Source organism: Acidimicrobiia bacterium (genome assembly GCA_035651955.1).
Taxonomy (GTDB): Bacteria; Actinomycetota; Acidimicrobiia; order IMCC26256; family JAMXLJ01; genus JAMXLJ01.
In genome coordinates this window covers 1-22,851 of sequence record DASRES010000079.1, presented here as the reverse complement: position 1 = coordinate 22,851, position 22,851 = coordinate 1, and the positions used below count along the sequence as shown (strand labels likewise).

Sequence of the window (22,851 nt, the reverse complement as noted above, 5' to 3'; positions counted from 1 at the left end):
GGAGGCGCGGGACGGCTCGGCCCGAGGGAGCCATGAACAGCGGGACGAAGCCGAGCCGTGCGCGGAGGCGCGGGACGGCTCGGCCCGAGGGAGCCATGAACAACGACCTGCCGCAGCTCTCGATGGGGCTCACCACCTACGCCGCCGAGGATCCCGGCGGTTGGGGTCACGTGCTCGAGCGCGCGCAGCTGTACGACCGCGCGGGCGTCGACCGTCTCGTCGTCTCGGACCACGTCGTGTACGGCGAGAACCTCGAGGCGTACTCGCGTCCCGAGCTCGGCGGCGCGGAGGGGGGCCGGCAACCGACCGGCCCGGACGGGTGCTGGCTCGAGCCGATGACGACGCTCACCGCGATCAGCAGCATCACGTCGCGTGTCCGCCTCGGCACGAACATCCTGCTCGCCGCGCTGCGTCGCCCCGTCGTGCTCGCGAAGACCGCGGCGACGCTGGACGTGCTGTCGGGCGGCCGCCTCGACCTCGGTGTCGGCGTCGGTTGGCAGCGTGAGGAGTACGAGGCGGCCGGGCTCGACTTCTCACGGCGGGGCCGGCTGCTCGACCACACGCTCGCGGTCTGCCAGACGCTGTGGCGCGAGCAGCGCGCGAGCTTCGACGGCGACGGCTTGCAGTTCGACGCGATCCACCAGATGCCGAAGCCCGCACAGCCGGGTGGCGTGCCGATCTGGGTCAGCGGCCGCGTCAACGCGAGCGTCGCACGACGTCTCGCCCGCTTCGGCTCGGCGTGGATCCCGTGGGGCGAGGACGCCGCCGACGTCGAGTCGTCGATCCCCCGGATGCGCGAGGCGGTCGCGGCCGCGGGCGGCGACGCCGAGTCGTTCGGCGTCGTGGGCACGTTGCGCGTCGTGAAGACGGGTGACGGCGCGGTGGACGTCGACGCGACCGTCGCGGCCGCGCCCGCGCTCGCGGCGGCAGGCGTGACCGACATGCGCTGCATGCTGCCGTTGCGCGAGGACCCGGCTGCGTTCGAGGCCGCGTTGCACGATCTCGTCGCCGCGTTCCGCGACGCCGTCGGCCGGGAACGCCCCACGTGAACGAGATCCACCTCGAGCTCTGCGCGAGCGACGGGTGGGCCGAGATCGTCGAGCGCGACATCGTCCCGTGGGTGCTCGAGGGGATCGACCCGGGCGCCGACGTCCTCGAGGTCGGCCCCGGCCCCGGGCGCACCACGGACGTGCTGCAGCGGAGCTTCCCGCACGTGACCGCGGTCGAGCTCGACGACGAGCTCGCCCGGCAGCTGCAGGCGCGCTTCGCGGCGACGAACGTCCGCGTCGTCGAGGGTGACGGTGCGCGATTGCCGTTCCGCGACGCACGGTTCACCGCCGCGTTCTCGTTCACGATGCTCCACCACGTCCCGTCGGTCGACCTGCAGGACCGGTTGCTCGCCGAGGTCGCACGCGTCCTCTGCCCCGGTGCTGTGCTCGCGGGCGTCGACAGCCGCGACAGCGACGACTTCCGCGCGCTGCACGAGGGCGACGTCTGTGTACCGGTCGATCCCCGGACGTTCGGGACGCGGCTGCAACGAGCCGGGTTCGCGCGCGTCGACGTCGACACCGACGACTTCGCGACGAGGTTCCGCGCGTGGACCCGCACGACGTGAGCGACCTCGCTCCCGAGGCGCGCGGCGACGCGCCGGGCCGTGACCGCCTGCGTGGTCGTCGCGTCCTCGTCGTCGGGGCGGGGACGCGCGGTGGTGGCGCCGATCCCGACGCGCCGATCGGCAACGGTCAGGCGATCGCTCGTCTCGCCGCGCGCGAAGGCGCGGTCGTCGCCTGCGCGGACGTCGACCGCGCCGCCGCGGACCGGACGGCGCGCGCGATCGCGGACGACGTCGGCGAGGATCGCGCGGTGGTCCTCGAGGGCGACGTCGCGGACGCGTCGGTGTGCGAGCGCCTGATTGCCGACGCGGGCGCGATCGACGGGCTCGTGTGCAACGTCGGCATCGGGCTCGGTTCGGGACTCGCGGGCACGTCACCCGAGCAGTGGGACCGCGTCTTCGCCGTCAACCTGCGCGCGCACTTCCTGCTCGCCCGCGCCGCGCTGCCCGTCATGCCGCCCGGCGCGGCGATCGTCTTCGTCGGGTCGGTCGCGGGTCTCACGCCGGGGACGCGCATCCCCGCGTACGACGCGACCAAGGGCGCGCGGCGCGGTGTGCGCGCGAACGTCGTCGTCCCCGGCCTGATCGACACGCCGCTCGGCCGCGTCGCGACCGGCGGCCGTCCGAGTCGTGCTCGCACACCGGTCCCGCTCGGCCGTCACGGCACCGCCTGGGAGGTCGCCTACGCGACGGTGTTCCTGCTGTCCGGCGAGGCGAGCTACGTGACCGGCCAGCGCCTCGTCGTCGACGGCGGCCTCACCTGGGGGTAGCGACCGCTCCTCGACCGGGTACCTTGACCCGGCGCGAATCACAGTGCTGTGATTCGCGCCGTGGTCGCAGACGCTGCGGTGACGCAGCAGCCGTTCCTCGGCGCGTTCGTCCGCGAGATCCTCGAGCATCCGGCCGATCGCCCGTGGGTGATGCAGGGCATCGGGCTCCTGGGCCTACGCCTCGACGAGGCGCGTGTGTACCGGCTCCACGTCTGGGACCCGGCCTCGTGCATCGGTGAAGCGCCGATCCACGACCACCCGTTCGACTTCACCTCGACCGTGATCGCCGGAGAGATCACGAACCTCCTGTGGGAGGAGTCGCCGTCCGGCGTCGAGTACCAGCGCGACCGGTACACGCCGCCCGACGAGGACGCGCGCGCCACCGACACCGTCCGGCTCACGAGCACGTCCACGACCTTCACCGCGGGCGAGACGTACGCCCAGCGCGCGTACCAACTGCACTCGAGCGCGCAGGTCCCGGGGACCGTCACCGTGCTGCGTCGCACGTTCCGGGACGTGCGCGAGCTGACGGTCTGCCGGCGTCCCGGGAGCCCGTGGATCTCGGGTGCGTCGCGTCCCGCGTCACCCGATGAGGTGCGCCGGATCACGGCGGCCGCGCGCAACCTCCTGGACTGACCTCGTTCATGCGTCGTTCGCCTGGCTCTGGACCAGGCGAACGACGCACGAAGCGCCGGGGGAGTCAGATCTCGCGCCCGGGTTGCTGCGCGACATGGCGCCCGGCGAGATAGCCGAACGTCATCGCGGGCCCGATCGTCGCGCCGCCACCGGGGTACGCGGGACCGAACACGCTCGCCGCGACGTTCCCGGCGGCGTACAGGCCGGGGACGACGCCACCACCGAAGCGGCGTACGCGTGCGTGCCGGTCGACGAGCGGTCCGCCGTTCGTGCCGAGCGTCCCGTTGCGCAACGGGATCGCGTAGAAGGGCGGCTGCCCGAGCGGCGCCATGCAGATGCGCGGCGACGGGTCGCGCCCGCTCATGTGCACCTCGAACTTCGTCGTGCCGCGCCCGAACCGCGCGTCCTCCCCGCGCCCGACGGCGTCGTTCCACTCCGCGACGGTCTGCTCAAACGCGTCACCGTCGACGCCCATCGCGGACGCGAGCTCGCGCAACGTCGGCGCCTGCGTGATCCACGCCGGCGCGGCCTGGCCCGGCAGGACGGTCGGCAGCACGACCGCGCTGTCCTTCACGCGCTGGTCGAAGACGATCCACTGGGGCGCCTCGTTCGGGTAGTCGATCGCGACCGGGTCGAACGTGGTGTTGACCTTCGGGAAGTCCTGGTACGTCGCGCCCTCGTTCACGAACCGGCGACCGTGACGGTTCACGACGATGACGCCCGGGATGCTGCGCACCGACGCCATCTGTGGCACCGGCCGCCCGTCGAGCTCGAAGCCGGGCTCGCTGATCGCCGGCTGGCCCCAGAACGACCCCATGTTCGCGAGGCGGGCGCCGGCCTCCATCGCCATGCGCAGCCCGTCGCCCTCGTTGTGCGGCGGACCCATCGGCTCGAGGTCCTGTCCGACGAACGCGCGCACCATCTCGTCGTTCCACTCGAACCCGCCGCACGCGAGCACGACGCCTTTGCGCGCGCCGACGCAACGGGACCCGCCGCTCGCGACGTCCTCGACGCGGACACCGACGACCTCACCGTCCACGACGACGAGCTCGCGCGCCGCGACGGCGGTCGTGACGTCGACGCCGCGGTCGAGCAGACCCTTGAACAGCGACGCGACGAGCGCGGACCCGAGCACGCGCACGTCGTCGGCCTGACGGCGCTGCGCGAGCGCGACGTCGGGTGGGCCGTCACCGCGCAGGAACTTCGCGCCCTCGTCCATCGTGAGCCACGGGAGGTGCGGGCTCGTCCGCACCCGCGATGCCTGCTCGGGTCCGAGCTCCGATCTCGCGTCGAACGGCACCGGCTCGATGGAGCGGCCCGCGGGCTTCCCGCCCGGGAGATGCGCGTAGTAGTCGTTGAACGCCGGCGGCGCCGTCATGCGCAGCGGGGTCTTCGCCTCGAGGTAGTCGAGCATCTCGGGCGCGGTGTCGACGTACACCTCGACGAGATCGGGATCGGGCTCGCGCCCGAGCGTGAGCCGGCGGATGTAGGCGAGCGCCTCGTCACGCGAGTCGTCGACGCCGACCTCGGCCATGTGTCGGTTCATCGGGATCCACGGCATCCCGCCCGACACGCCGGTCGTGCCGCCGATCAGGTCGGCCTTCTCGAGGACGGCGACGGACGCGCCGCCGTCGTGCGCGAGCGTCGCGGCGACGAGCGCGGCGGCGCCCGAGCCCAGCACGACGACGTCGACGACGTCGTCCCACTCCGGACGTGACGTGAGCATCGCGACTCCCCGTTCGTGAGCGCGCGGAAGCGTACCGACCCCCGAAGATGCGGCACTGACGTACGGAATCCGTACGTCAGTGCCGCATCTTCGGCCGGCGGGAGTGCCGATCGGCGCTCGTAGTACCGTCGGCGGTCCCGCTCCGAGGAGGTCCGCATGGCGTCGCAGGTCCCGCTCGTCGACTACCTGGTGCTCGGGGACGACCCGCACCTCGTCGCGAACGAGTGCACCAACTGCGGTGCGCGGTTCTTCGACCGGCGCAACGCCTGCGCGAGCTGCAGCGGCACGGAGTTCCGCAAGGTCCGCGTCGCGAACACGGGGGAGGTGCGCGCGTTCACGATCGTGTCGTTCGCGGCCCCGGGCATCCCGGTCCCGTTCGTGGCCGCGGTCGTCGACTGCGACGGGACGAGCGTGCGCGGCAACCTCGTGAACGTCCCGCCCGACCCCGAGCACGTGAAGCTCGGGATGAAGGTGAAGCTGGCGACCCAGCCCATCGGCACCGACAGCGCGGGCACCGAGGCCGTCGGCTTCGGCTTCGAGCCCATCAACTGATCGACCACCTTCGACGACCGACCGAACACCAGGAGACGCAGCGATGGCGAGTGACGACGTCTGGATCCTCGGGATCCACATGACGAAGTTCGGCAAGTACCCCGACAAGGACGTCGTCGACCTCGGCGCCGAGGCCGCGATGGCCGCGCTCGCCGACGGCGGCGTGACGATGAAGGAGATGGGGATCCTCGCCGCCGGCAACCTGATGGCCGCGAGCGCGCCGACCGGTCAGATGATCCAGAAGCAGATCGGCCAGACGGGCATCCCGGTGTTCAATGTCTCCAACGCGTGCGCCACCGGCGCGACCGCGCTGCGCGTCGCGATCATGGCGGTGAAGGCGGGCGAGTGCGACATGGGCATGGCCGTCGGCGTCGAGAAGCTGGCCGGCGCGGGCCTGCTCGCCGGTGGCGCGCGCAAGTCGGACGCCGACACGTGGACGCCCTCGGGTCGCTACGGCGCGGTCGCGGCCGTCGACGGCCGCATCGGCACCGAGACGATGCCGGGCGTGTTCGCGCAGGTCGGCATGGAGTACGGGCACAAGTACGGCGGGACGAGCTTCGAGCTCTTCGCCCGCATCTCCGAGAAGAACCACGCGCACTCGACGCTCAACCCGAAGGCCGCGTACCAGAAGCCGTTCACCGTCGAGCAGATCATGAACGACGTGATGATCGCCTACCCGAACACGCGCCCGATGTGCTCGGCGAACTGCGACGGCGCGGCGGCCGCGGTCGTCGTCAGCGACGCGAAGCTGAAGACGCTCTCGAAGGAGCAGCAGCGGCGCGCGGTGAAGGTCGCGGCGTCGGTGCTGACGACCGACCCGTGGCAGGAGGCGTGCCAGATCCTTCCCGACGTGAACACCCTGACGCGCAACGCCGCGAAGCAGGCGTACGAGAAGGCGGGGGTCGGGCCCGAGGACCTCGACCTGGTCGAGCTGCACGACTGCTTCGCGACCGCCGAGCTCGTGCACTACGACAACCTGATGCTGTGCGAGGAGGGTGGCGCGGTGGACTTCTTCGAGTCCGGTGCGCCGCGCCGCGACGGCTCCCTGCCCGTGAACGTCTCGGGCGGCCTCGAGTCGAAGGGGCACCCGATCGCGGCCACCGGCATCGCGAACATCTGGGAGATCTGCCATCACCTCCGCGGCGAGGCCGGTGATCGCCAGATCGACGGCGCGCGCGTCGGTCTCGCGCACGTCATCGGGCTCGGGTCCGCCTGTGGCGTGCACATCCTGGAGCGCGCCGCGGCGTAGACGTCCGGCGCGGCGCGGTCAGGCCTTGTCCGCACGGACGAGCCACGCGGCCGAGTCGTAGCGCACGCCGTCCGGTGTGGCGTGCTGCGCGAGTGACGCGCGCAGCGCGTCGAGCGCGCGCGACCGGGTCGCGTCGTCGACGCCGTCGAGCATCCACCCGCTGATCGCGAGGACCAACTCGAACGCGTCGTCCACGCCGTCACCGAACCACATCGGCGCGCGCATCTCGGCCAGCGAGATCCCACGGAACCCGGCGTCGCCGAGCACCGCCTCGACGCGCGCCGGGTCCGCGAGTCCGAACACGCCGGGCACGTTCGCCGGCGGGGGAGGCAGGTCGCGTGCGGCCCCGAGGATCGACGCGAACGCGCGGAGCCATTCCTGACGCTCGAACGGCTGCCAGGTCAGCAACGTGATCCGGCCTCCCGGGATCAGCGCACGGGCGATGTTGCGGAACGCGGCCACGGGGTCGCCGAAGAACATCGCGCCGAACCGGCTGATCGCGACCGCGAACGTCGAGGGCTCGAACGGGTGAACCTGCGCGTCCGCGCGGACGAAGGCGACGTTCGCGATCCCCTCGGCACGAGCGCGCGCCCGCGCGATGTCGAGCAACGGCGCCGACAGGTCGACGCCGAGCGCGGACCCGTTCGTCGCCGCTCGCGCCGCGTCGATCGTCGTGCGACCGGCGCCGCACCCGATGTCGAGGACCCGATCGGTGGTCGCGACGTCCGCGGCGTCCGCGAACGGTCGCGCGTACCCGGTGAGCGCGCGGTCGAGGCGATCGGCGTTCTCCGCGAAGCGACGGCCGTCCGCGCCTTCGTTCCACACGCGCGCCTGCTCGGCGTTCGTCGGGTCGGCGACGAGCTGGTTGGCGTCGCTCATCGACGGCCGACCTCAGCGTTCGGGCGGTTCGAGGTCCCAGAACGCGGGCGTCGGCGGGAGCAGCCCGAGCGCGTCGGCCAGCTTCTCGAGCGCGGCGCGGTCGAGCTCGCGCAGGTCGGCCGGCGGCTCCGCCAGCCGGTCGATCAGCGCCTTCTTGGTCGTCTCGCCGTCCGGCGTGAGCACGACGCTCTTGACCCGGCGGTCGCGGGGATGGGGCCGGCGCTCGACGAGGCCGCGCTCCTCGAGCCGGTCGACGAGCCAGGTCGCGCTCGACGGGTCGCATCCCTGGATCTCGGCCAGCTCGCCCATCGAGCAGGGGGCCTCGGGATCCAGCGCGAACAGGCACTTGACGTGCCCGGGGGTCAGGCCGAGGTCCGCGGCGACACCGAGCGTCTTCTCGCGGTGCGCGAAGGAGTAGTCGAGCATCGCCCGCCAGACGGTCTCGGCGAGCCGGTCCTTCGTGTCCCTCGTCACGCCCACAGGATACGACACCGTTGCAAGTCCTCAGAACTTTGGTTACGCAAGAATGTCCGAACGAATAGATATTTGACATGCTCAAAGCATCGGCGCGAGGATGCGGGGCATGCGAGACACCCCCCGAACCCACGCCATCGGAACCGACCCCTACGACATCCGCCCGCCCGCCATCCGCGTCGCGGGCCTCACCAAGCGCTTCGGCGACCTGACCGCGCTGGCCGGCGTCGACCTCGAGGTCCCTGCTGGCAGCGTGCTCGGCCTGCTCGGGCCCAACGGCGCGGGCAAGACGACGACCGTCCGCATCCTCACGACCGTCATCGCCGCCGACGGCGGGACGGCCGAGGTGCTCGGCATCGACGTCGCCCGCTCCCCGGACGCGGTGCGCGACCGCATCGGGCTCGCGGGCCAGTACGCCGCGGTGGACGAGAACCTGACGGGCCGCGAGAACCTGCGGCTGATCGCCCGGCTCACGCACCTCCCACGTGGCCAGGTCGCGCCCCGGGCGGACGAGCTGCTCGACCGGTTCGGCCTCACCGACGCCGCCAACCGGCCCGTGCGCACGTACTCCGGCGGGATGCGACGCCGGCTCGACGTCGCCGCCGCGCTGGTGCACCGGCCGCCGGTGCTGTTCCTCGACGAGCCGACGACGGGTCTCGACCCCTTCGGCCGGAGCAACCTGTGGGAGGTCATCGAGGACCTCGCCGCGGACGGGACGACGGTCCTGCTCACGACCCAGTACCTCGAGGAGGCGGACCGTCTCGCGGACGACATCGTCGTGATCGACGGCGGTCGCGTCATCGCGGAGGGGACGCCCACCGAATTGAAGGCCCGCCTGGGCAGCACCGTCGTCGAGCTCGGGCTGGCGGGCGACAACGACGCCGTGCGCGCCACGGCCGTCCTCGCGCCCTTCGGCGTCCGCCGGCCGACCCGCACGGGGCGCGTCGTGCACCTGGAGCTGGCCGACGGTCCGAGCGCGCTCGTGCAGGGCCTGCGCGCCCTCGACCACGAGGGGCTCGAGCCGCTCGACCTCGCGGTGCGGGAGCCGAGCCTCGACGACGTGTTCCTCGCGCTGACTGGCCGTCCCGCGTCCGACGGTGACGGCGACGACGAGCGCGAGCTCTCGACCACAGGAGGTGCGGCGTGACTGCAACCACCTACCCGCTCGACGCCGGCGTCGACGTCGATGCGCCCGCGCCTTCGCTGCGGATGCGTCGCGCCGTCGAGGACGGCGCCGCCGTCACCGGACGCAACCTGCGCGGCTACCTGCGGACGCCGCAGCTGCTCGTGTTCTCGAGCATCCAGCCGGTGATCTTCGTGCTGCTGTTCCGCTACGTGTTCGGTGGCGCGATCCGGGTCCCGGGCGTGCCGTACGTCGACTTCCTGATGCCCGGCATCTTCGCCCAGACCGTCGTGTTCGGCGCGATGGCGACCGCGATCGGTCTCTCCACCGACCTGCACAGCGGTCTGCTCGAACGGTTCCGCTCGTTGCCGATCGCCCGCTCGGCCGCGCTCGCCGGCCGCACGACGGCCGATCTCGTGCGCAACGTGTTCGTGCTCGTCCTGATGTGCGCGGTCGGGTTCGCGGTCGGATGGCGCGTGCACACCGACATCGGCTCGTTCCTCGCCGCGATGCTGCTGATGCTCGCGTTCGGCTACGCGATGTCGTGGGTGTTCGCGACCGTCGGGCTCGTCGCTCGCGACGCGGAGGCCGCCCAGGCGCTCTCGTTCCCCGTCCTCGCGCCGCTGATCTTCGCGTCGTCGGCGTTCGTGCCGGTCACGTCGATGCCCGGATGGTTGCAGACCTTCGCACGCAACCAGCCCGTCTCGGCCGTGACGACCGCGGTGCGCGAGCTGACGCTCGGCGGTGCGACCGTCGGGCACGTGCTCACCGCGATCGCGTGGTGCGTCGGGATCGTGGCCGTGGCCGCGCCGTTCGCCGTCCGCCGCTTCCGCCGGGCCGTCTGAGGCGCGCGGAATCTGTCCCGGGGCTGTCTCGACGGGCGTGCGGTCCTCCGTTAAGTTGCACACCGATGGCAACAAACGGCGGGCCGCCGCCCGTTGCGATGGAGCCGCCCCGCAAGCGTCGTCGCCTTCCCGGCCACTGGGCGCTGTGGGTGCTCGGTCCGCTCGTCGCGATCGTCGCCGCGGTCGGCGTGTACGTGTGGACCCAGTACCGCACCCTGACGTCGGCCAAGTTCTCGACGATCGACTACACGGTCCCGAACGCGCCGCCGCTCGTCGCGGGATCGGGCGAGACCGTCTACCGCATCGATCCGACGCACTCGACGCTGAGCTACCAGGTCGAGGAGAAGCTGCTCGGCCAGGGGGTCCACACCGCGAAGGGCTCCACGAACGGCATCGCCGGCGACATCGCGCTCAACCGCACGAACCCGTCCGCGAGCCGGGTCGGCGAGATCGTCGCGAACGTCGAGGAGCTGCACTCCGACAACCGCCTCCGCGACGCGCGCATCCGCCAGGACTACCTCAGCTCGCACGACTTCCCGCTCGCGTCGCTGACGGTGGCGAGCCTGCGCGGCATGCCGGCGACGGTCGCCGACGGGCAGACATACCACTTCACGATGGCCACGCAGCTCACCGTGAAGAAGATCGCCAAGCCGGTGACGTGGGACGTCGACGGGTCGGTCGCCAACGGCAAGCTCACCGCGACCGCGACGGCGCACGTGAAGCTGTCCACGTGGGACGTCGGCCCGATCAACCTGGCCGGTCTGGTGAGCACGGGTGACGACGCGACGCTGACGATGAAGCTGACCGCGCTCGACCCGTCGAAGTACACGGTGCCGAACGCGATCGCGCCGCCCGCGTCCGCGCGTCACAGCGGCAGCAGCCCGTCGTTCAAGAAGGTGATCATGCCGGCGCTGCAGGCGAACTGCGCGTCGTGCCACAACTCCGGCCAGGTCGGTGCCGCGCACTGGGTCCTCGACGACGCGAACGACGCGGCACAGGTCGCGGACGGGATCGGCACCGTCGTGAAGGCGCGCTACATGCCGCCGTGGCCGGCGTCGGACCTCGGGGTCGCGCTGCTGCACTCGAAGCGTCTGCCGCAGAAGACGGTCGACCAGATCGTGCAGTGGGCCGACGCCGGCGGGAAGCTCGACGTTCCCGGGACGACGAGGATCACGCCGACGCGCGGTCCCGCGGGCGCGCCGCCCCGGCACGACGTCGTGCTGACGATGCCGCAGGCGTACGCCGGCTCGCTGTCGAACCCGAACGACTACCGCTGCTTCGTGCTCGACCCGCACATCACGAAGCCGACGTACGTGACGGGCTACGAGGTGACGCCGGGCCATCGCGAGGAGATCCACCACGCGCAGATCTTCCACGTCGACGCCGCGCAGGTGGCCGACGCGGCGGCCAAGGACGGCAAGGACGGGAAGCCCGGCTGGAGCTGCTACGCGGGCCCGAGCCTCTCGTCGAAGGTGCGCGACCGCACGGCGATCAGCCCGGGAGCGGTCGGCGACCGCGCGCAGGCGGCTCGGCACTCGCTACGCGGCCAGTTGCAGCCGGGCCTCATCGCGGGGTGGGTGCCGGGCCAGGACCCGGTGATCTACCCGGACCACTCGGGGATCCTCTTCCAGCCCGGCGACGCGATCGTCCTGCAGATCCACTACCACTACGAGGACCCGCCGGTTCCCGACCGCTCGACCGTCGCGCTCCAGCTCGACCCGGGCACCGCGCCGGTCAAGCGCATCGACATCGTCAACCCGCTCGGCCCCGTCGAGATCCCCTGCATGCCGGGCCAGGACGCGCCGCTGTGCAACCGGGCCAACGCGCTGCAGGACGACGCGCACCTCTACGGCCCGACCGGCTCGCTCGTGGAGGGCGGCCTGCTCGCGCTTTGCAACAAGACGGCCGACGAGCTCGCGGCGACGTTCCACAACGGCATCGCGACGTCGTCGTGCGACACGAGGGTGCCCGAGTCCGGGAACATCGTCGGCGCGATGGGGCACATGCACACGCTCGGCAAGAGCTTCCGGCTCACGTTGGATCCGGGGACACCGCAACAGAAGGTGTTGCTCGACATCCCGACGTGGAACTTCGACTGGCAGATGAACTACCAGTTCCAGACGCCGCTCCACGTGAACGCGGGTGAGACGGTCCGCATGGAGTGCACGTGGGACCGGTCGCTCGACCCGAACCGTGCTCCGAAGTACATCGTCTTCGCCGAGGGCACCGAGGACGAGATGTGCTTCTCCACGTACGCGCTGATCCCCGACGACCAGTCGCAGACGCAGGGCTGACAGCCGTCAAGGCCGGAAGCGTCGCAGCCGGAGGCTGTTCGACACGACGAACACGCTCGAGAACGCCATCGCGGCACCGGCGATCATCGGGTTGAGCAAGCCGGCCGCGGCGACCGGCAGCGCGGCCACGTTGTAGGCGAAGGCCCAGAACAGGTTGCCCTTGATCGTCGCGAGCGTGCGGCGCGACAGGCGGATCGCGTCAGGCACCGCGCGCAGGTCGCCGCGCACGAGCGCGAGATCCGATGCCTCGATCGCGACGTCGGTGCCCGTCCCGATCGCGAGCCCGAGGTCCGCCTGCGCGAGCGCGGCGGCGTCGTTCACACCGTCGCCGACCATCGCGACGACGTGCCCAGCGCGTTGCAGGTCCCGGACGACGTCGACCTTGTCGGCCGGCAACACCTCGGCGATGACGTCGTCGATGCCGACCTCGGTCGCGATCGACCGCGCCGCGCGCGCGTTGTCGCCGGTGAGCAGGACCGGACGCAACCCGAGCGCGCGCAGCTCCGCGACCGCCTCGGCCGACGTCGGCTTCACCGCGTCCGCCACCACCGCGAGGCCCCGGATCTCGCCGTCCCACGCGACGACGATCGCCGTCCGGCCCGCGTGCTCGGCGTCGTCCTTCACGGCGCGGAGCTCGCCTCCGACGTGCAGGCCCCAGTCGGCGAGCAACTGCTCGCGGCCGGCGACGACCGCGTGCCCGTCGACGACGCCCTCGACGCCGAGACCCTCGCGGTTCGCGAACGACTCCACCGCTGGGAGCTCGCCCTCGCGCTCGCGGGCCGCGTCCGCGATGGCTCGCGCGATCGGGTGCTCGCTCGCGTCCTCGAGCGCGCCCGCGACGCGCAACAGCTCGTCGTGCGCCGTGCCTGCCGTCGTGACGACGTCCACGAGCGCCATGCGTCCCGTCGTGACCGTCCCGGTCTTGTCGAGCACGACCGTGTCGACCTGACGGGTCGACTCGAGCACCTCCGGCCCCTTGATCAGGATGCCGAGCTGCGCACCGCGTCCGGTGCCGACGAGCAGCGCGGTCGGCGTGGCGAGGCCCAGCGCGCACGGGCACGCGATGATCAGGACCGCCACCGCGGCCGTGAACGCCTCGGCGGTGCTCCCGCCCGCGGCCAGCCAGAACCCCAGCGTCGCGAGCGTGAGCACGATCACGATCGGGACGAACACCGCGGCGACGCGGTCCGCCAGACGCTGGACCGGCGCCTTGCCGCTCTGCGCGTCCGTGACGAGCCGCGCGATCTGCGCGAGCGCGGTGTCCGCGCCGACGCGCGTGGCGCGCACGACGAGCCGCCCGCCCACGTTGACGGTCGCGCCCGTCACGCTCTCACCCGGGCCGACCTCGACCGGGACGCTCTCGCCGGTCAGCAGGCTCGCGTCGATCGCGGAGCGGCCGTCCTCGACGACGCCGTCGGTCGCGATCTTCTCGCCCGGCCGCACGACGAACCGGTCGCCGACGGCGAGGTCGTCGACGGGTACGCGCGTCTCGGTCCCGTCGCGGAGCACTGCCACGTCCTTGGCGCCGAGCTCCAGGAGTGCCCGGAGCGCCGCGCCGGACCGCCGCTTGGCCCGGGCCTCGAAGTACCGGCCGGCGAGGATGAAGACCGTCACCGCGGACGCGACCTCGAGGTAGATCTCGTTCGTCCCGGCGCCGCGGGCGACCTCGAAGCTGAACGGCATCTTCATGCCGGGCGTGCCGGCGTCGCCGACGAACAATGCCCACAGCGACCAGCCGAACGCGGCGAGCACGCCGAGCGAGATGAGGGTGTCCATCGTCGCCGCGCCGTGGCGCAGGTTGGCCCACGTCGCGCGGTGGAACGGCAACGCGCCCCACACGACGACGGGGGCGGCGAGCGTCAACGAGAGCCATTGCCAGTTCCGGAACTGGAATGTCGAGACCATCGCGAGCACCACGACGGGCACGGTGAGCACGAGCGAGACGACCAGCCGCGTCCACAGGGCGCGGGTCTCGTCGTCACGGTCGTCGGGTGCGGCAGTACCGGACTCGTCGGGCGCGGGCGTGGCCGGCGACGGGCGCGGGAGACGAGCCTGGTAGCCCGCGGCCTCGACCGCCGCGACGAGATCCCCGTCCTCGACGCCGGCGGGAGCGTCGACGTGGGCGGTGTCGGTCGCGAAGTTCACCGTCGCGTGCACGCCGTCGAGGCGGTTCAGCCCCTTCTCGATGTGGGCGGCGCACGAGGCGCAGGTCATCCCGCTGATCACCAGGTCCACGGTGCGGGTCTCGCCGGTCGTCGCGTGGTCCGTCACGATCGTTCCCCGTCTCTCGGTGTGTCGCTCAGTGTGTTCGTACCCTCCGGGGGTACCGTACACCATACCAGGGAGGGGTATCAAACAGGCCGAACGGGGCAGATATTTCGTTCGGCTAACTAATCCGCTACACTCGGTCCATGACCCGGGTGACGGCGGCCGTGCGCACGACGTTCCGGTCGTTGCGCTACCGCAACTACCGGCTGTTCTTCACGGGTCAGCTCATCTCGCAGGCGGGCACCTGGCTCACGATGATCGCCCTGGTGCTGCTCGTCCTGCACCGGACGAACAAGAACGGCCTCGCGATCGGGCTGCTGACCGCCTGCCAGTTCGCGCCGATCCTCGTCCTGGGCGCGTTCGGCGGGCTCGTTGCCGACCGGTGCGACAAGCGGAAGCTGCTCCTCGTCACGCAGACGCTCGAGATGCTCCAGTCGTTCGGGCTCGCGGCGCTCGCGTTCGTCCCGGGGATGCCGCTGATCGCGTTCTACCTCATGGCGCTCGCGGGCGGGACGATGCTCGCGTTCGACAACCCGGCCCGCCGGTCCTTCGTCTCCGAGATGACGCCGAAGGAGGACCTGCAGAACGCCGTCACGCTCAACAGCGCGCTCATGACGAGCTCGCGCGTCATCGGTCCCGCGATCGCCGGCCTGCTCGTCGTCACGACTGGCTACGGCTGGTGCTTCACGATCGACGCGATCTCGTACCTCGCCGTCATCGCCAGCCTCTGGGTGATGCGGACGGAGGAGCTGTACCCGGCGCCCGCGGCGTCACGCGCGCGCGGGCAGGTGCGCGAAGGGCTGCGCTACGTGCGGCGCGTCCCCGACCTGCGCATCCCGCTCGTGATGATGACCGTCGTCGGGCTCCTGACGTTCAACTTCTCGGTCGTCATCCCGCTGTTCGTCGAGAAGACGCTCGGCGGCAGCGACGGCACGTACACGCTGCTGTACTCGGTGCTGAGCCTGGGCTCCCTCGCCGGCGCGCTGTTCGCGTCACATCGCCACTTCATCGGCATCCGGACGATCGTGGTCGCGGCCCTCGGCTTCGGTGCGACGATGATGGTGTTCTCCGCCGCGCCGAACCTGGCGACGTCGTTCCCGATCGCGCTGGTCGTCGGCTTCGCCAGCGTGATGTTCATGACGTCGTCGTCGGCCGTCGTGCAGCTGCGCGCTGCACCGTCGATGCGCGGTCGTGTGCTCGCGCTGCAGGCGATCGTGTTCATCGGGAGCACACCGATCGGTGGTCCCATCCTCGGCGCGGTGTGCGACCAGTTCGGGGCGCGCGGCGGCCTCGTCGTCGGTGGTGTGGCCGCGCTCGCGGCGGGCGCGTGGGGCGCCCGCGCGATCCGTCACATGCCCGAGGGCAAGGGCGACGTCACGACCGTCGACGCGCTCCAGGCCGAGACGACCGAGATGGAGGTCGCGTAGCCCCACGCGTGCCGCACGGTCACGCGGCGCGGCCGCAGTAGGCGAGCAGGCGCTCGGCGGCTGGTGCGTCGTCGGCGACGTCGACGATCGGCCCGAACGCACGCTTCCGGGCACCGGGCGGTACCGCCTCCGGCAGGAACGCGAGGAGCTCGTCGCACAGGCGGTCGTCCAGCTTCGCGTCCTGACCGGTGGCCTGCGCGACGTCCCAACCGTGCACGTACACGTCGGTCAGGTTGATGCCGAGCGCGACCTGCGCGGGCAGCTCGCCGATCGGGATGCGCAGCGTTCCGGCGGTCCCGCGGCACCGCCAACCCGCGAGCGCCGCGTCGGCCGCCGCCCGGAACGCGCCCGCCGGGTCGTCGCCGAGCACGTCGACGTCTCGCGCGTGCGGCGGCGCCTCGCCCCGTGTCGCCGCGCCGAACATCTCGAGGACCCACGTCACGTGGTTCACGAGCGCGCGCACGTCCCACTCCGTGCACGGCGTCGATGCGCGCCACTGGTCGGGCCCGACGCCGTCGACGAGGCGTCCCGTGTTGGCGAGGGCGTCGTGCAGGTCGTCGACCGAGTACATCGTGGGCTCCTTCCGAAAGGATTGACTTACGTAAGCGAGACACTACACAGAATCGGTCGCGGGCGCTAGGGTGCAGGTGTGGACGCCGCGCTGAAGGCCCTCGCCGATCCCACGCGGCGGCGGATCCTGCGTCTCGTGCGCGACCGCGAGCGGACCGCGGGCGACATCGCGACCCACTTCGACGTGAGCCGGCCCGCGGTGTCGCAGCACCTGCGCGCGCTGGAGGACGCCCGGCTCGTCACCGTGCGCCGGGACGGGACCCGTCGCTGGTACCGCGCCCGTCCCGAGGGGCTGCGGGAGATGCACGCCTGGCTGACGACGATGTGGAGCGACTCGCTCGGAAACCTGAAGCACGCGGCGGAGGCCGAGGAGCGCGCGACCCGTCGCCGTGCTGCGAAGAGCGCGCGGAAGACCGCGTGACACTCAGCGAGATCGACATGTCGGTGCGGATCGACGCGTCGCCGTCGACCGTCTTCCGCTACTTCGTCGACCCGGACCGGATGTGCGCGTGGATGGGGATCGACGCGACCGCGGAGGCTCGCCCCGGCGGCGGCTACCGCGTGGACGTCACCGGCCGCGACGTCGCGCTGGGCGAGTACGTCGAGGTCGTGCCGGACGAGCGCGTCGTGTGGACGTGGGGGTTCGAGGGCAGCGACGTCATGCCGCCGGGGTCCACCACCGTCGAGGTCACGCTGCGGCCCGACGGCGACGCGACCGTGGTGCGCCTCCGTCATCGCGGCCTGCCGACGGAGCAGCGGGTCGAGCGGCACACCGCGGGCTGGACGCACTACCTCGCCCGTCTCGAGGTCGCGGCCGCGGGCGGCGAGCCCGGCCGCGATCCCTGGGTCGCCGTGCGCTAGGAACATGAGGCACCGGACGGAGCCTCGGGAGGATGCGGTGGCGACCGACGACGGGGGAGCGCTGCGAGAGCGCGCGGTGATCGTGACGGGTGGCGGGACCGGCATCGGCGCGGCGTGCGCGGCCGAGCTCGCGGCGCACGGCGCGCGCGTCACGATCTGCGGACGGACTGCGTCGACGCTGGAAGCCGCCGCGTCGCGCATCGCCGACCGTGCCCGCCACGGTGGCAGCGTCCGGCACGTCGTCGCCGACGTGACCGTCGAGGACGACGTCGCGCGCGTCGTCGACGAGGCGTGCCGCGCGGACGGCGCGCTGCGCGGCGTCGTTGCGAACGCGGGTGGCGGCGGCGGGATGGGCCCGTACCACCTGCAGGACGTCGGCGAGTTCACGCGCGTCCTCCACCTGAACGTGCTCGGGACGATGCTGTGCCTCAAGCACGCGCTGCCGCGCATGGTCGCGGCCGGCGGTGGGTCCTTCGTCGGCATGTCGTCGATCGCGGGGCACGTCACGCACCCGTACTTCGGCGCGTACCCGGTCGCCAAGGCCGCCATCGAGGAGATGATGCGCAACGCGGCCGACGAGTACGGGCCCGTGAACGTCCGCTGCAACGCGGTCCGGCCCGGCTTCATCGCGACCGAGATCATGGAGGGCATCCCGCGCGACTCGCCCGTCTACGCGAGCTACATCGAGAACACGCCGCTCGGCGGCGTCGGCGAGCCGGAGGACGTCGCCCGTCTCGTGCGGTTCCTCGTCTCGGACGAGGCGCGCTGGATCACCGGGCAGGTGATCAACGTCGACGGCGGCCACAGTCTCCGGCGCGGTCCCGACTTCTCGGCCTTCATCGAGCCCGCCCTCGGCCGCGACGCCATGCTCGCCAAGGTGCCGCCGCCCGTCTGAGCGAAGCGACCGCTTGCGGCCGCCTGACACGGGCGTCACACTCGGCCCATGGCTGTGAGCGAGCAGATGATGCAGCACCTCCACCGCGCGGAGGGCGGCGGCACGCGTCGCCAGGCGACGTTCCTGCCCGAACCCGAGCCGCGCACGCGGCACTACACGATCATCTCGGTGGACGACCACCTCATCGAGCCGGCCGACCTGTTCGAGGGGCGCGTCCCGAAGCAGTACGCCGACCGTGCGCCGCGCGTCGTCACGATGGACGACGGTCGCGAGACGTGGGTCTACGAGGACAGCTTCTACCCGCAGGTCGGGTTGAACGCGGTCGCCGGCCGTCCGAAGGACGAGTGGAGCATGGAGCCGGCCCGCTTCGACGAGATGCGCCGCGGATGCTGGGACGTCGAGGCGCGCGTCCACGACATGGACCTCGACGGGATCTACGCGTCGCTGTGCTTCCCGTCGCTCATCGCCGGGTTCGCCGGCACGATCTTCGCGACGAGCAAGGACGAGGACCTCGGGCTCGCGTGCCTGCGCGCGTGGAACGACTGGCACATCGAGGAGTGGGCGGGCCCGCACCCCGACCGGATCATCCCGTTGCAGCTCGCGTGGCTGCGCGATCCCGAGGTCGCGGCGGCGGACGTGTATGCGAACGCCGAGCGCGGCTTCAAGGCGGTCAGCTTCCCGGAGAACCCGGTCGACCTGCGCCTGCCGTCGATGCACGACCCGCACTGGGACCCGTTCCTGCGCGCCTGCGAGGAGACCGAGACGGTGGTCTGCCTGCACAACGGGTCGTCGTCGTGGACCGCCGCGCGCTCGCCGGGCGCGCCGCTCGAGCTGTACACCTCGCTGTTCCCGGTGAACGCGCTCGTGACCGCGGCCGACTGGCTGTGGGCGCGCATCCCGACGCGGTTCCCGCGCATCAAGGTCGCGTTCTCCGAAGGCGGGATCAGCTGGGTCCCGATGCTGATCGACCGCATCGAGTACGTGCTCGAGCACTCGGCCGTCGGGTCGCACGGTTGGGACGACCCCGACCTGTCGCCGACGGACGCGATGCGCCGCAACTTCTGGTTCTGCACCATCGACCTCGGCTCGACGTTCGCGCTGCGCGACCACATCGGGCTCGACCACATCTGCCTCGAGAGCGACTACCCGCACGCCGACTCGACGTGGCCCGAGACGCAGGCGCTCGCCGAGCGCGGCCTCGCCCCGCTCTCCGACGACGAGGTCCGCAAGGTGACGTGGCAGAACGCGTCGACGCTCTTCCGCCACCCCGTCCCGCCGGACCTGCAGCTCCCGTAGCCACAATTGTGGTTCAGCGCGCCTATCACGCGCCGAACCACAATTGTGACCGCTACTCGAAGACGATGACGCTGCGGGCGACCTCGCCCGCGGTCATGGCCCGGAACGCGTCGTTCACCTCGTCGAGCGCGATGCGGCGCGTGACGAGCTTCTCGAGGTCGAGCTGGCCCGCTCGCTGCAACGCGACCATGCGCGGGAAGTCGCGCGCGGGGTCGGCCGCGCCGTAGACCGAGCCCTGGATCCGCTTCGCGTCGACCATCAGCCCGAGGACGGGAAACGTCACGGTGTCGTCGAAGCGACCAGCGCCCACGATCGTGACCGCACCACCGCGGCGCGCCATCGCGTACGCGGCAAGGATCGTCGCGGACGACCCGACCACCTCGACCGCGTGGTCGGCGCCGCCGTCGGTCATGGCGTGCACCGCCGCGACCGCATCCGCCGACGACGCGTCGACGACGTCGGTGGCACCGTTGTCGCGCGCCATGTCGAGCTTCGCGGCGACTCGATCGACGGCGACGATCCGCGCCGCACCCGACAGGCGCGCGCCCTGGATGGCGGCGAGCCCCACACCGCCACAACCGACCACCGCGACGGTCTCACCCGGACGCACCTGCGCGGTGTTCACGACCGCGCCGACGCCCGTCACCACACCGCAGCCCACGAGCGCGCCGAGCTCCAGGGGGAAGTCCGGGTCGACGACGATCGCCGCGCTCGCGGGCACGACCGTCTCCTGGGCGAACGTGGCGGTCCCGAGCCCGGCCATCACCGGGTCGCCGTTGGCGGTGCCGTACGGGCCTGCGAAGGCGTGCTGCATGCCCGTCTCGCACAGCGTGGGCTGACCGCGCCGGCACGCCGCACACGCGCGGCACGGCGCGATCCACGAGAGGATCACGTGGTCACCGACCCGGGGCGTCTCGACACCGGGCCCGACCTCCGTGACGACGCCCGCGCCCTCGTGCCCGAGCACCGCGGGCATCGGCTGCGGCATCGTCCCGTCGACGAGCGAGAGATCGGAGTGGCACACGCCGCTCGCGGCGATCCGGACCCGCACCCGACCCGGACCCGGCGGTTCGAGCTCGACGTCCTCGATCGTGAGCGGCTCGTGCACCGCGCGCAGCACCGCACCCTTCATCACGTTCCCCCCGGCTCGCCGTTCCGTGAAGGCTGACGGCCACCGCGTGGCCGCCACGCTTCACAAAAGCGTGGCGCGCGCAAGGATACGGGCGTGGCGGACGTCGTGGTCGTGGGAGGCGGGCTCGTCGGCGCGGCCTGCGCGTACGAGCTCGCGGGTGACGGCACGTCGGTCGTCGTGGTCGACGCGCACGACGCCGGACGCGCCACCGACGCCGGCGCGGGGATCCTCTCACCCGAGACGGCACTGTCGGCGTCGAGCGACGACGCGTTCGTCGCGCTGGGCGATCTCGCGGGTGAGCACTACCGCGCGCTCGTCCCCGAGCTCGCGGAGGCCGGCGCGCCCGACCCGTGCTACGCGGTGTGCGGCGCGCTGCGCATCGCGTTCCGTGAGGTGGACGACCCGTTCTACGCGGAGAACCGCGCGCGGTCGTTCGCGCGGCACGCCGACGTGCTCGTCGATGTCGCGCCCGACGACGCGTGCGCGATGTTCCCGCCCCTCGCCGGAGTACGCGCCGCGTACTTCAACCCGCGCGGCGCACGGGTCGACGGCCGCGCGATGGCGGCCGCGCTCGTCCACGGCGCGGGGGCGCGTGGCGTGCAGTGGCAGCATGCTCGCGCGTCACGCGTGCGGGTCGACCACGCGCGCGTGACCGCGGTCGAGACCGTCGACGGCGACGAGCTCGCGTGCGGCACGGTCGTCGTCGCCGGAGGCGCGTGGACACCGGAGATCGCGCGGAGCCTCGGATGTGACGTCGCCGTGCGACCGCAGCGCGGGCAGATCGTCCACCTGCGCGTCGGCGGCGACGGGGCGGGCGACACGGCGCGCTGGCCGGTGCTGCAACCGGTCCTCAGCCACTACGTCGTGCCGTGGCCCGACGGGCGCGTCGCGCTCGGGGCGACGATGGAGGAGGTGGGCTTCGACAGCCGCCCGACGGTTGGCGGGATCCGCCAGCTCCTGTCCGAGGGCCTGCGCCTCGCGCCCGGCCTCGCGGACGCGACGTTCCTCGAGGTGCGCGTCGGTCTCCGGCCCGTCAGCGACGACGACCTCCCCGTCCTCGGCGCGGTCCCCGGCGTCGACGGCGCGTTCGTCGCCACGGGGCACGGCGCGAACGGGCTGCTGCTCGGCCCGGTGAGCGCGCGCCTCCTTGCGCAGCTCGTCCGCGGCGACTCACCCGCGCTGGATCTCGCCCCCTTCGCGATCGATCGCTTCGCGCGCTGACTACGCGGCGATCCGATCGAGGAGGGCGCGGACCTCGTCGGTGCCGAACGCGCCGTCGAGACGACCCGCGATCCGCCCGGTGCGGTCGATCCCGAACAGCCACGGCTCGCCCGGCAGGTTCCACTGCGCGACCGTCGGGACGAGATCGTTGCTCGTCGAGTCCTTGTAGATCTCGACGTGGATCATCGTGACGCGGCGGCTGTACGCGTCCTGCACCGACAGCAACTGGTCGAGCACCGGACCGCAGTACCGGCTCTGGCACCGAGCCGGTGTCGCGAACATCACGGCGACGGGCTTCCCCGACGCGATCGCGGTGTCGAGCGAGACCGTGTGCAGATCGCACGCCGGTTGACGCGTGCACAACGGGTTGACGCCCATCGTGTTCGTGATCGTGGGCGACGGCGTGTGCAGCGCCGCGCCGCCGACGATCGGCACCTGCGGCGTGGCGGTGACCTCGAAGTGGAGCTCGGCGTCGGGATGCCCGGGGATGCGCACCACCCCGGCCCAGATCCCGGCCGGCGTGAGCGGCGTGTCGACCACGTACACGCCACGCCCCTTCGGCAACCCGTCCGCGTGCAGCGCGGTCGCGACCGCCGGGCCGGGCGCGCCGCCCGGTGGCCGCAGCGAGAGCGTGCAGTCGGGACCCGCCGCGAACCCGCCGTTGTCGTCCTCCAGCGTGAACGCGAATCGCTCGGGCGCGGCGGACACGTACGGCTCGATCGACAGCACCCCTGCGTCGAGCCCGTTCGCTCGCACGCCGGTACTGGTGCGCCCGCCGGCCGAACCCGAGCTCTTGGAGGAGCACGCGGCGGCGAGCGCGACGAGCGCACCGCCGGCCGCGGTGAGGAAGCCGCGCCGAGAGAGCGACGACCACTCCCGGTCGCGTCCGGCTCCGTCCGTGCTCATCCGTTGCTCCTCCGGGCACGTATGCATCGTGATGACGACGCTCGATACTGCCGGACGGCCGGTGCAGATCGCGCGCGCGCGGCGGTGCGCGTCGAGCGCGTCACATCGCCTGCGC

At 72.2% G+C, this 22,851-nt stretch carries 22 protein-coding genes; 15 read left to right on the top strand and 7 right to left on the bottom strand.

What is annotated here, in order from left to right; translation table 11 throughout:
• Nucleotides 1-95 precede the first annotated feature (95 nt).
• From VFC33_17040 to VFC33_17025, 4 genes are read left to right on the top strand one after another with little or no spacing between them, the layout of a single operon-like run.
• A complete protein-coding gene (locus VFC33_17040) occupies nt 96-1,049 on the top strand; it encodes a TIGR03619 family F420-dependent LLM class oxidoreductase (protein HZR14948.1) in 954 nt (317 codons plus the stop codon).
• Nucleotides 1,046-1,615, top strand: coding sequence for a class I SAM-dependent methyltransferase (locus VFC33_17035; GenBank protein ID HZR14947.1), 570 nt, complete (start codon nt 1,046-1,048; stop codon nt 1,613-1,615). The genes VFC33_17040 and VFC33_17035 overlap by 4 nt, the downstream gene beginning before the upstream one ends.
• Nucleotides 1,597-2,382 carry an SDR family oxidoreductase gene (locus VFC33_17030; GenBank protein HZR14946.1) on the top strand — a complete coding sequence of 262 codons (786 nt, stop codon included), beginning with the start codon at nt 1,597-1,599 and terminating at the stop codon, nt 2,380-2,382. Before VFC33_17035 ends, VFC33_17030 begins: the two co-directional genes overlap by 19 nt.
• 60 nt (nt 2,383-2,442) lie before the next feature.
• Nucleotides 2,443-3,018, top strand: a complete 576-nt coding sequence (locus VFC33_17025; GenBank protein ID HZR14945.1) for a hypothetical protein — start codon at nt 2,443-2,445, stop codon at nt 3,016-3,018.
• 64 nt (nt 3,019-3,082) lie between these two features.
• On the opposite strand, the gene VFC33_17020 is transcribed toward VFC33_17025, so the two are convergent.
• The gene (locus VFC33_17020; GenBank protein HZR14944.1) at nt 3,083-4,744 is read right to left on the bottom strand and encodes an FAD-dependent oxidoreductase; all 1,662 of its coding nucleotides are present in this window, start codon (nt 4,742-4,744) and stop codon (nt 3,083-3,085) included.
• A gap of 156 nt (nt 4,745-4,900) precedes the next feature.
• On the opposite strand from VFC33_17020, the gene VFC33_17015 reads away from it, so the two are divergent.
• Both VFC33_17015 and VFC33_17010 read left to right on the top strand, forming a co-directional pair.
• The gene (locus VFC33_17015; protein ID HZR14943.1) at nt 4,901-5,296 is read left to right on the top strand and encodes an OB-fold domain-containing protein; all 396 of its coding nucleotides are present in this window, start codon (nt 4,901-4,903) and stop codon (nt 5,294-5,296) included.
• A 43-nt stretch (nt 5,297-5,339) separates the two neighbouring features.
• Nucleotides 5,340-6,545, top strand: a complete 1,206-nt coding sequence (locus VFC33_17010) for a thiolase family protein (GenBank protein ID HZR14942.1) — start codon at nt 5,340-5,342, stop codon at nt 6,543-6,545.
• Nucleotides 6,546-6,563: 18 nt separating this feature from the next.
• Here the strand turns inward: VFC33_17010 and VFC33_17005 are convergent, their stop codons facing one another.
• Nucleotides 6,564-7,424, bottom strand: coding sequence for a class I SAM-dependent methyltransferase (locus VFC33_17005; GenBank protein ID HZR14941.1), 861 nt, complete (start codon nt 7,422-7,424; stop codon nt 6,564-6,566).
• 12 nt (nt 7,425-7,436) lie between these two features.
• Nucleotides 7,437-7,898, bottom strand: a complete 462-nt coding sequence (locus VFC33_17000; GenBank protein HZR14940.1) for a MarR family transcriptional regulator — start codon at nt 7,896-7,898, stop codon at nt 7,437-7,439.
• Nucleotides 7,899-8,007: 109 nt separating this feature from the next.
• Here VFC33_17000 and VFC33_16995 point away from each other — a divergent pair, with 109 nt between their 5' ends.
• The 3 genes from VFC33_16995 (at nt 8,008) to VFC33_16985 (ending at nt 12,160) form a co-directional block, all read left to right on the top strand.
• The gene (locus tag VFC33_16995; protein ID HZR14939.1) at nt 8,008-9,045 is read left to right on the top strand and encodes an ATP-binding cassette domain-containing protein; all 1,038 of its coding nucleotides are present in this window, start codon (nt 8,008-8,010) and stop codon (nt 9,043-9,045) included.
• The gene (locus tag VFC33_16990; GenBank protein HZR14938.1) at nt 9,042-9,866 is read left to right on the top strand and encodes an ABC transporter permease; all 825 of its coding nucleotides are present in this window, start codon (nt 9,042-9,044) and stop codon (nt 9,864-9,866) included. Before VFC33_16995 ends, VFC33_16990 begins: the two co-directional genes overlap by 4 nt.
• 65 nt (nt 9,867-9,931) lie before the next feature.
• Complete coding sequence (locus VFC33_16985; GenBank protein ID HZR14937.1) at nt 9,932-12,160, top strand: YceI family protein; 2,229 nt, start codon at nt 9,932-9,934, stop codon at nt 12,158-12,160.
• A gap of 6 nt (nt 12,161-12,166) precedes the next feature.
• Here the strand turns inward: VFC33_16985 and VFC33_16980 are convergent, their stop codons facing one another.
• A complete protein-coding gene (locus VFC33_16980) occupies nt 12,167-14,374 on the bottom strand; it encodes a heavy metal translocating P-type ATPase (GenBank protein ID HZR14936.1) in 2,208 nt (735 codons plus the stop codon).
• 197 nt (nt 14,375-14,571) lie between these two features.
• On the opposite strand from VFC33_16980, the gene VFC33_16975 reads away from it, so the two are divergent.
• Nucleotides 14,572-15,855, top strand: coding sequence for an MFS transporter (locus VFC33_16975; GenBank protein ID HZR14935.1), 1,284 nt, complete (start codon nt 14,572-14,574; stop codon nt 15,853-15,855).
• Nucleotides 15,856-15,874: 19 nt separating this feature from the next.
• Here the strand turns inward: VFC33_16975 and VFC33_16970 are convergent, their stop codons facing one another.
• Nucleotides 15,875-16,426 (bottom strand): TIGR03086 family metal-binding protein, encoded by a 552-nt coding sequence (locus tag VFC33_16970; GenBank protein ID HZR14934.1) that lies wholly within the window; start codon nt 16,424-16,426, stop codon nt 15,875-15,877.
• Between the two features lie 78 nt (nt 16,427-16,504).
• On the opposite strand from VFC33_16970, the gene VFC33_16965 reads away from it, so the two are divergent.
• Genes VFC33_16965 through VFC33_16950 form a run of 4 tightly spaced genes read left to right on the top strand, consistent with a single transcriptional unit; the run spans nt 16,505 to nt 19,477 of the window.
• The gene (locus VFC33_16965; GenBank protein HZR14933.1) at nt 16,505-16,846 is read left to right on the top strand and encodes a metalloregulator ArsR/SmtB family transcription factor; all 342 of its coding nucleotides are present in this window, start codon (nt 16,505-16,507) and stop codon (nt 16,844-16,846) included.
• The gene (locus tag VFC33_16960; protein HZR14932.1) at nt 16,843-17,286 is read left to right on the top strand and encodes an SRPBCC domain-containing protein; all 444 of its coding nucleotides are present in this window, start codon (nt 16,843-16,845) and stop codon (nt 17,284-17,286) included. Before VFC33_16965 ends, VFC33_16960 begins: the two co-directional genes overlap by 4 nt.
• A 37-nt stretch (nt 17,287-17,323) precedes the next feature.
• The gene (locus VFC33_16955; protein HZR14931.1) at nt 17,324-18,181 is read left to right on the top strand and encodes an SDR family oxidoreductase; all 858 of its coding nucleotides are present in this window, start codon (nt 17,324-17,326) and stop codon (nt 18,179-18,181) included.
• A 48-nt stretch (nt 18,182-18,229) separates the two neighbouring features.
• Nucleotides 18,230-19,477: an amidohydrolase family protein gene (locus VFC33_16950; protein HZR14930.1), complete on the top strand. Its 1,248-nt coding sequence runs from the start codon at nt 18,230-18,232 to the stop codon at nt 19,475-19,477.
• Between the two features lie 52 nt (nt 19,478-19,529).
• On the opposite strand, the gene VFC33_16945 is transcribed toward VFC33_16950, so the two are convergent.
• Nucleotides 19,530-20,609, bottom strand: a complete 1,080-nt coding sequence (locus VFC33_16945; protein HZR14929.1) for a zinc-binding dehydrogenase — start codon at nt 20,607-20,609, stop codon at nt 19,530-19,532.
• A gap of 93 nt (nt 20,610-20,702) precedes the next feature.
• Between VFC33_16945 and VFC33_16940 the strand changes: the two genes are divergently transcribed.
• Nucleotides 20,703-21,830 (top strand): FAD-dependent oxidoreductase, encoded by a 1,128-nt coding sequence (locus VFC33_16940; GenBank protein HZR14928.1) that lies wholly within the window; start codon nt 20,703-20,705, stop codon nt 21,828-21,830.
• On the opposite strand, the gene VFC33_16935 is transcribed toward VFC33_16940, so the two are convergent.
• Complete coding sequence (locus VFC33_16935; protein ID HZR14927.1) at nt 21,831-22,736, bottom strand: hypothetical protein; 906 nt, start codon at nt 22,734-22,736, stop codon at nt 21,831-21,833.
• Between the last annotated feature and the right edge of the window lie 115 nt (nt 22,737-22,851).

What these genes read in the sequence shown, in the direction of transcription:
- VFC33_16985 (HZR14937.1), top strand. Translation starts at nt 9,932, where the DNA reads ATGGCAACAAACGGCGGGCCGCCGCCCGTTGCGATGGAGCCGCCCCGC.
- VFC33_17010 (HZR14942.1), top strand. Translation starts at nt 5,340, where the DNA reads ATGGCGAGTGACGACGTCTGGATCCTCGGGATCCACATGACGAAGTTC.
- VFC33_16995 (HZR14939.1), top strand. Translation starts at nt 8,008, where the DNA reads ATGCGAGACACCCCCCGAACCCACGCCATCGGAACCGACCCCTACGAC.
- VFC33_16945 (HZR14929.1), bottom strand. Translation starts at nt 20,609, where the DNA reads ATGAAGGGTGCGGTGCTGCGCGCGGTGCACGAGCCGCTCACGATCGAG.
- VFC33_17040 (HZR14948.1), top strand. Translation starts at nt 96, where the DNA reads ATGAACAACGACCTGCCGCAGCTCTCGATGGGGCTCACCACCTACGCC.
- VFC33_17015 (HZR14943.1), top strand. Translation starts at nt 4,901, where the DNA reads ATGGCGTCGCAGGTCCCGCTCGTCGACTACCTGGTGCTCGGGGACGAC.
- VFC33_17005 (HZR14941.1), bottom strand. Translation starts at nt 7,424, where the DNA reads ATGAGCGACGCCAACCAGCTCGTCGCCGACCCGACGAACGCCGAGCAG.
- VFC33_16950 (HZR14930.1), top strand. Translation starts at nt 18,230, where the DNA reads ATGGCTGTGAGCGAGCAGATGATGCAGCACCTCCACCGCGCGGAGGGC.
- VFC33_16980 (HZR14936.1), bottom strand. Translation starts at nt 14,374, where the DNA reads ATGACCTGCGCCTCGTGCGCCGCCCACATCGAGAAGGGGCTGAACCGC.
- VFC33_16970 (HZR14934.1), bottom strand. Translation starts at nt 16,426, where the DNA reads ATGTACTCGGTCGACGACCTGCACGACGCCCTCGCCAACACGGGACGC.
- VFC33_17020 (HZR14944.1), bottom strand. Translation starts at nt 4,744, where the DNA reads ATGCTCACGTCACGTCCGGAGTGGGACGACGTCGTCGACGTCGTCGTG.
- VFC33_16975 (HZR14935.1), top strand. Translation starts at nt 14,572, where the DNA reads ATGACCCGGGTGACGGCGGCCGTGCGCACGACGTTCCGGTCGTTGCGC.
- VFC33_16935 (HZR14927.1), bottom strand. Translation starts at nt 22,736, where the DNA reads ATGAGCACGGACGGAGCCGGACGCGACCGGGAGTGGTCGTCGCTCTCT.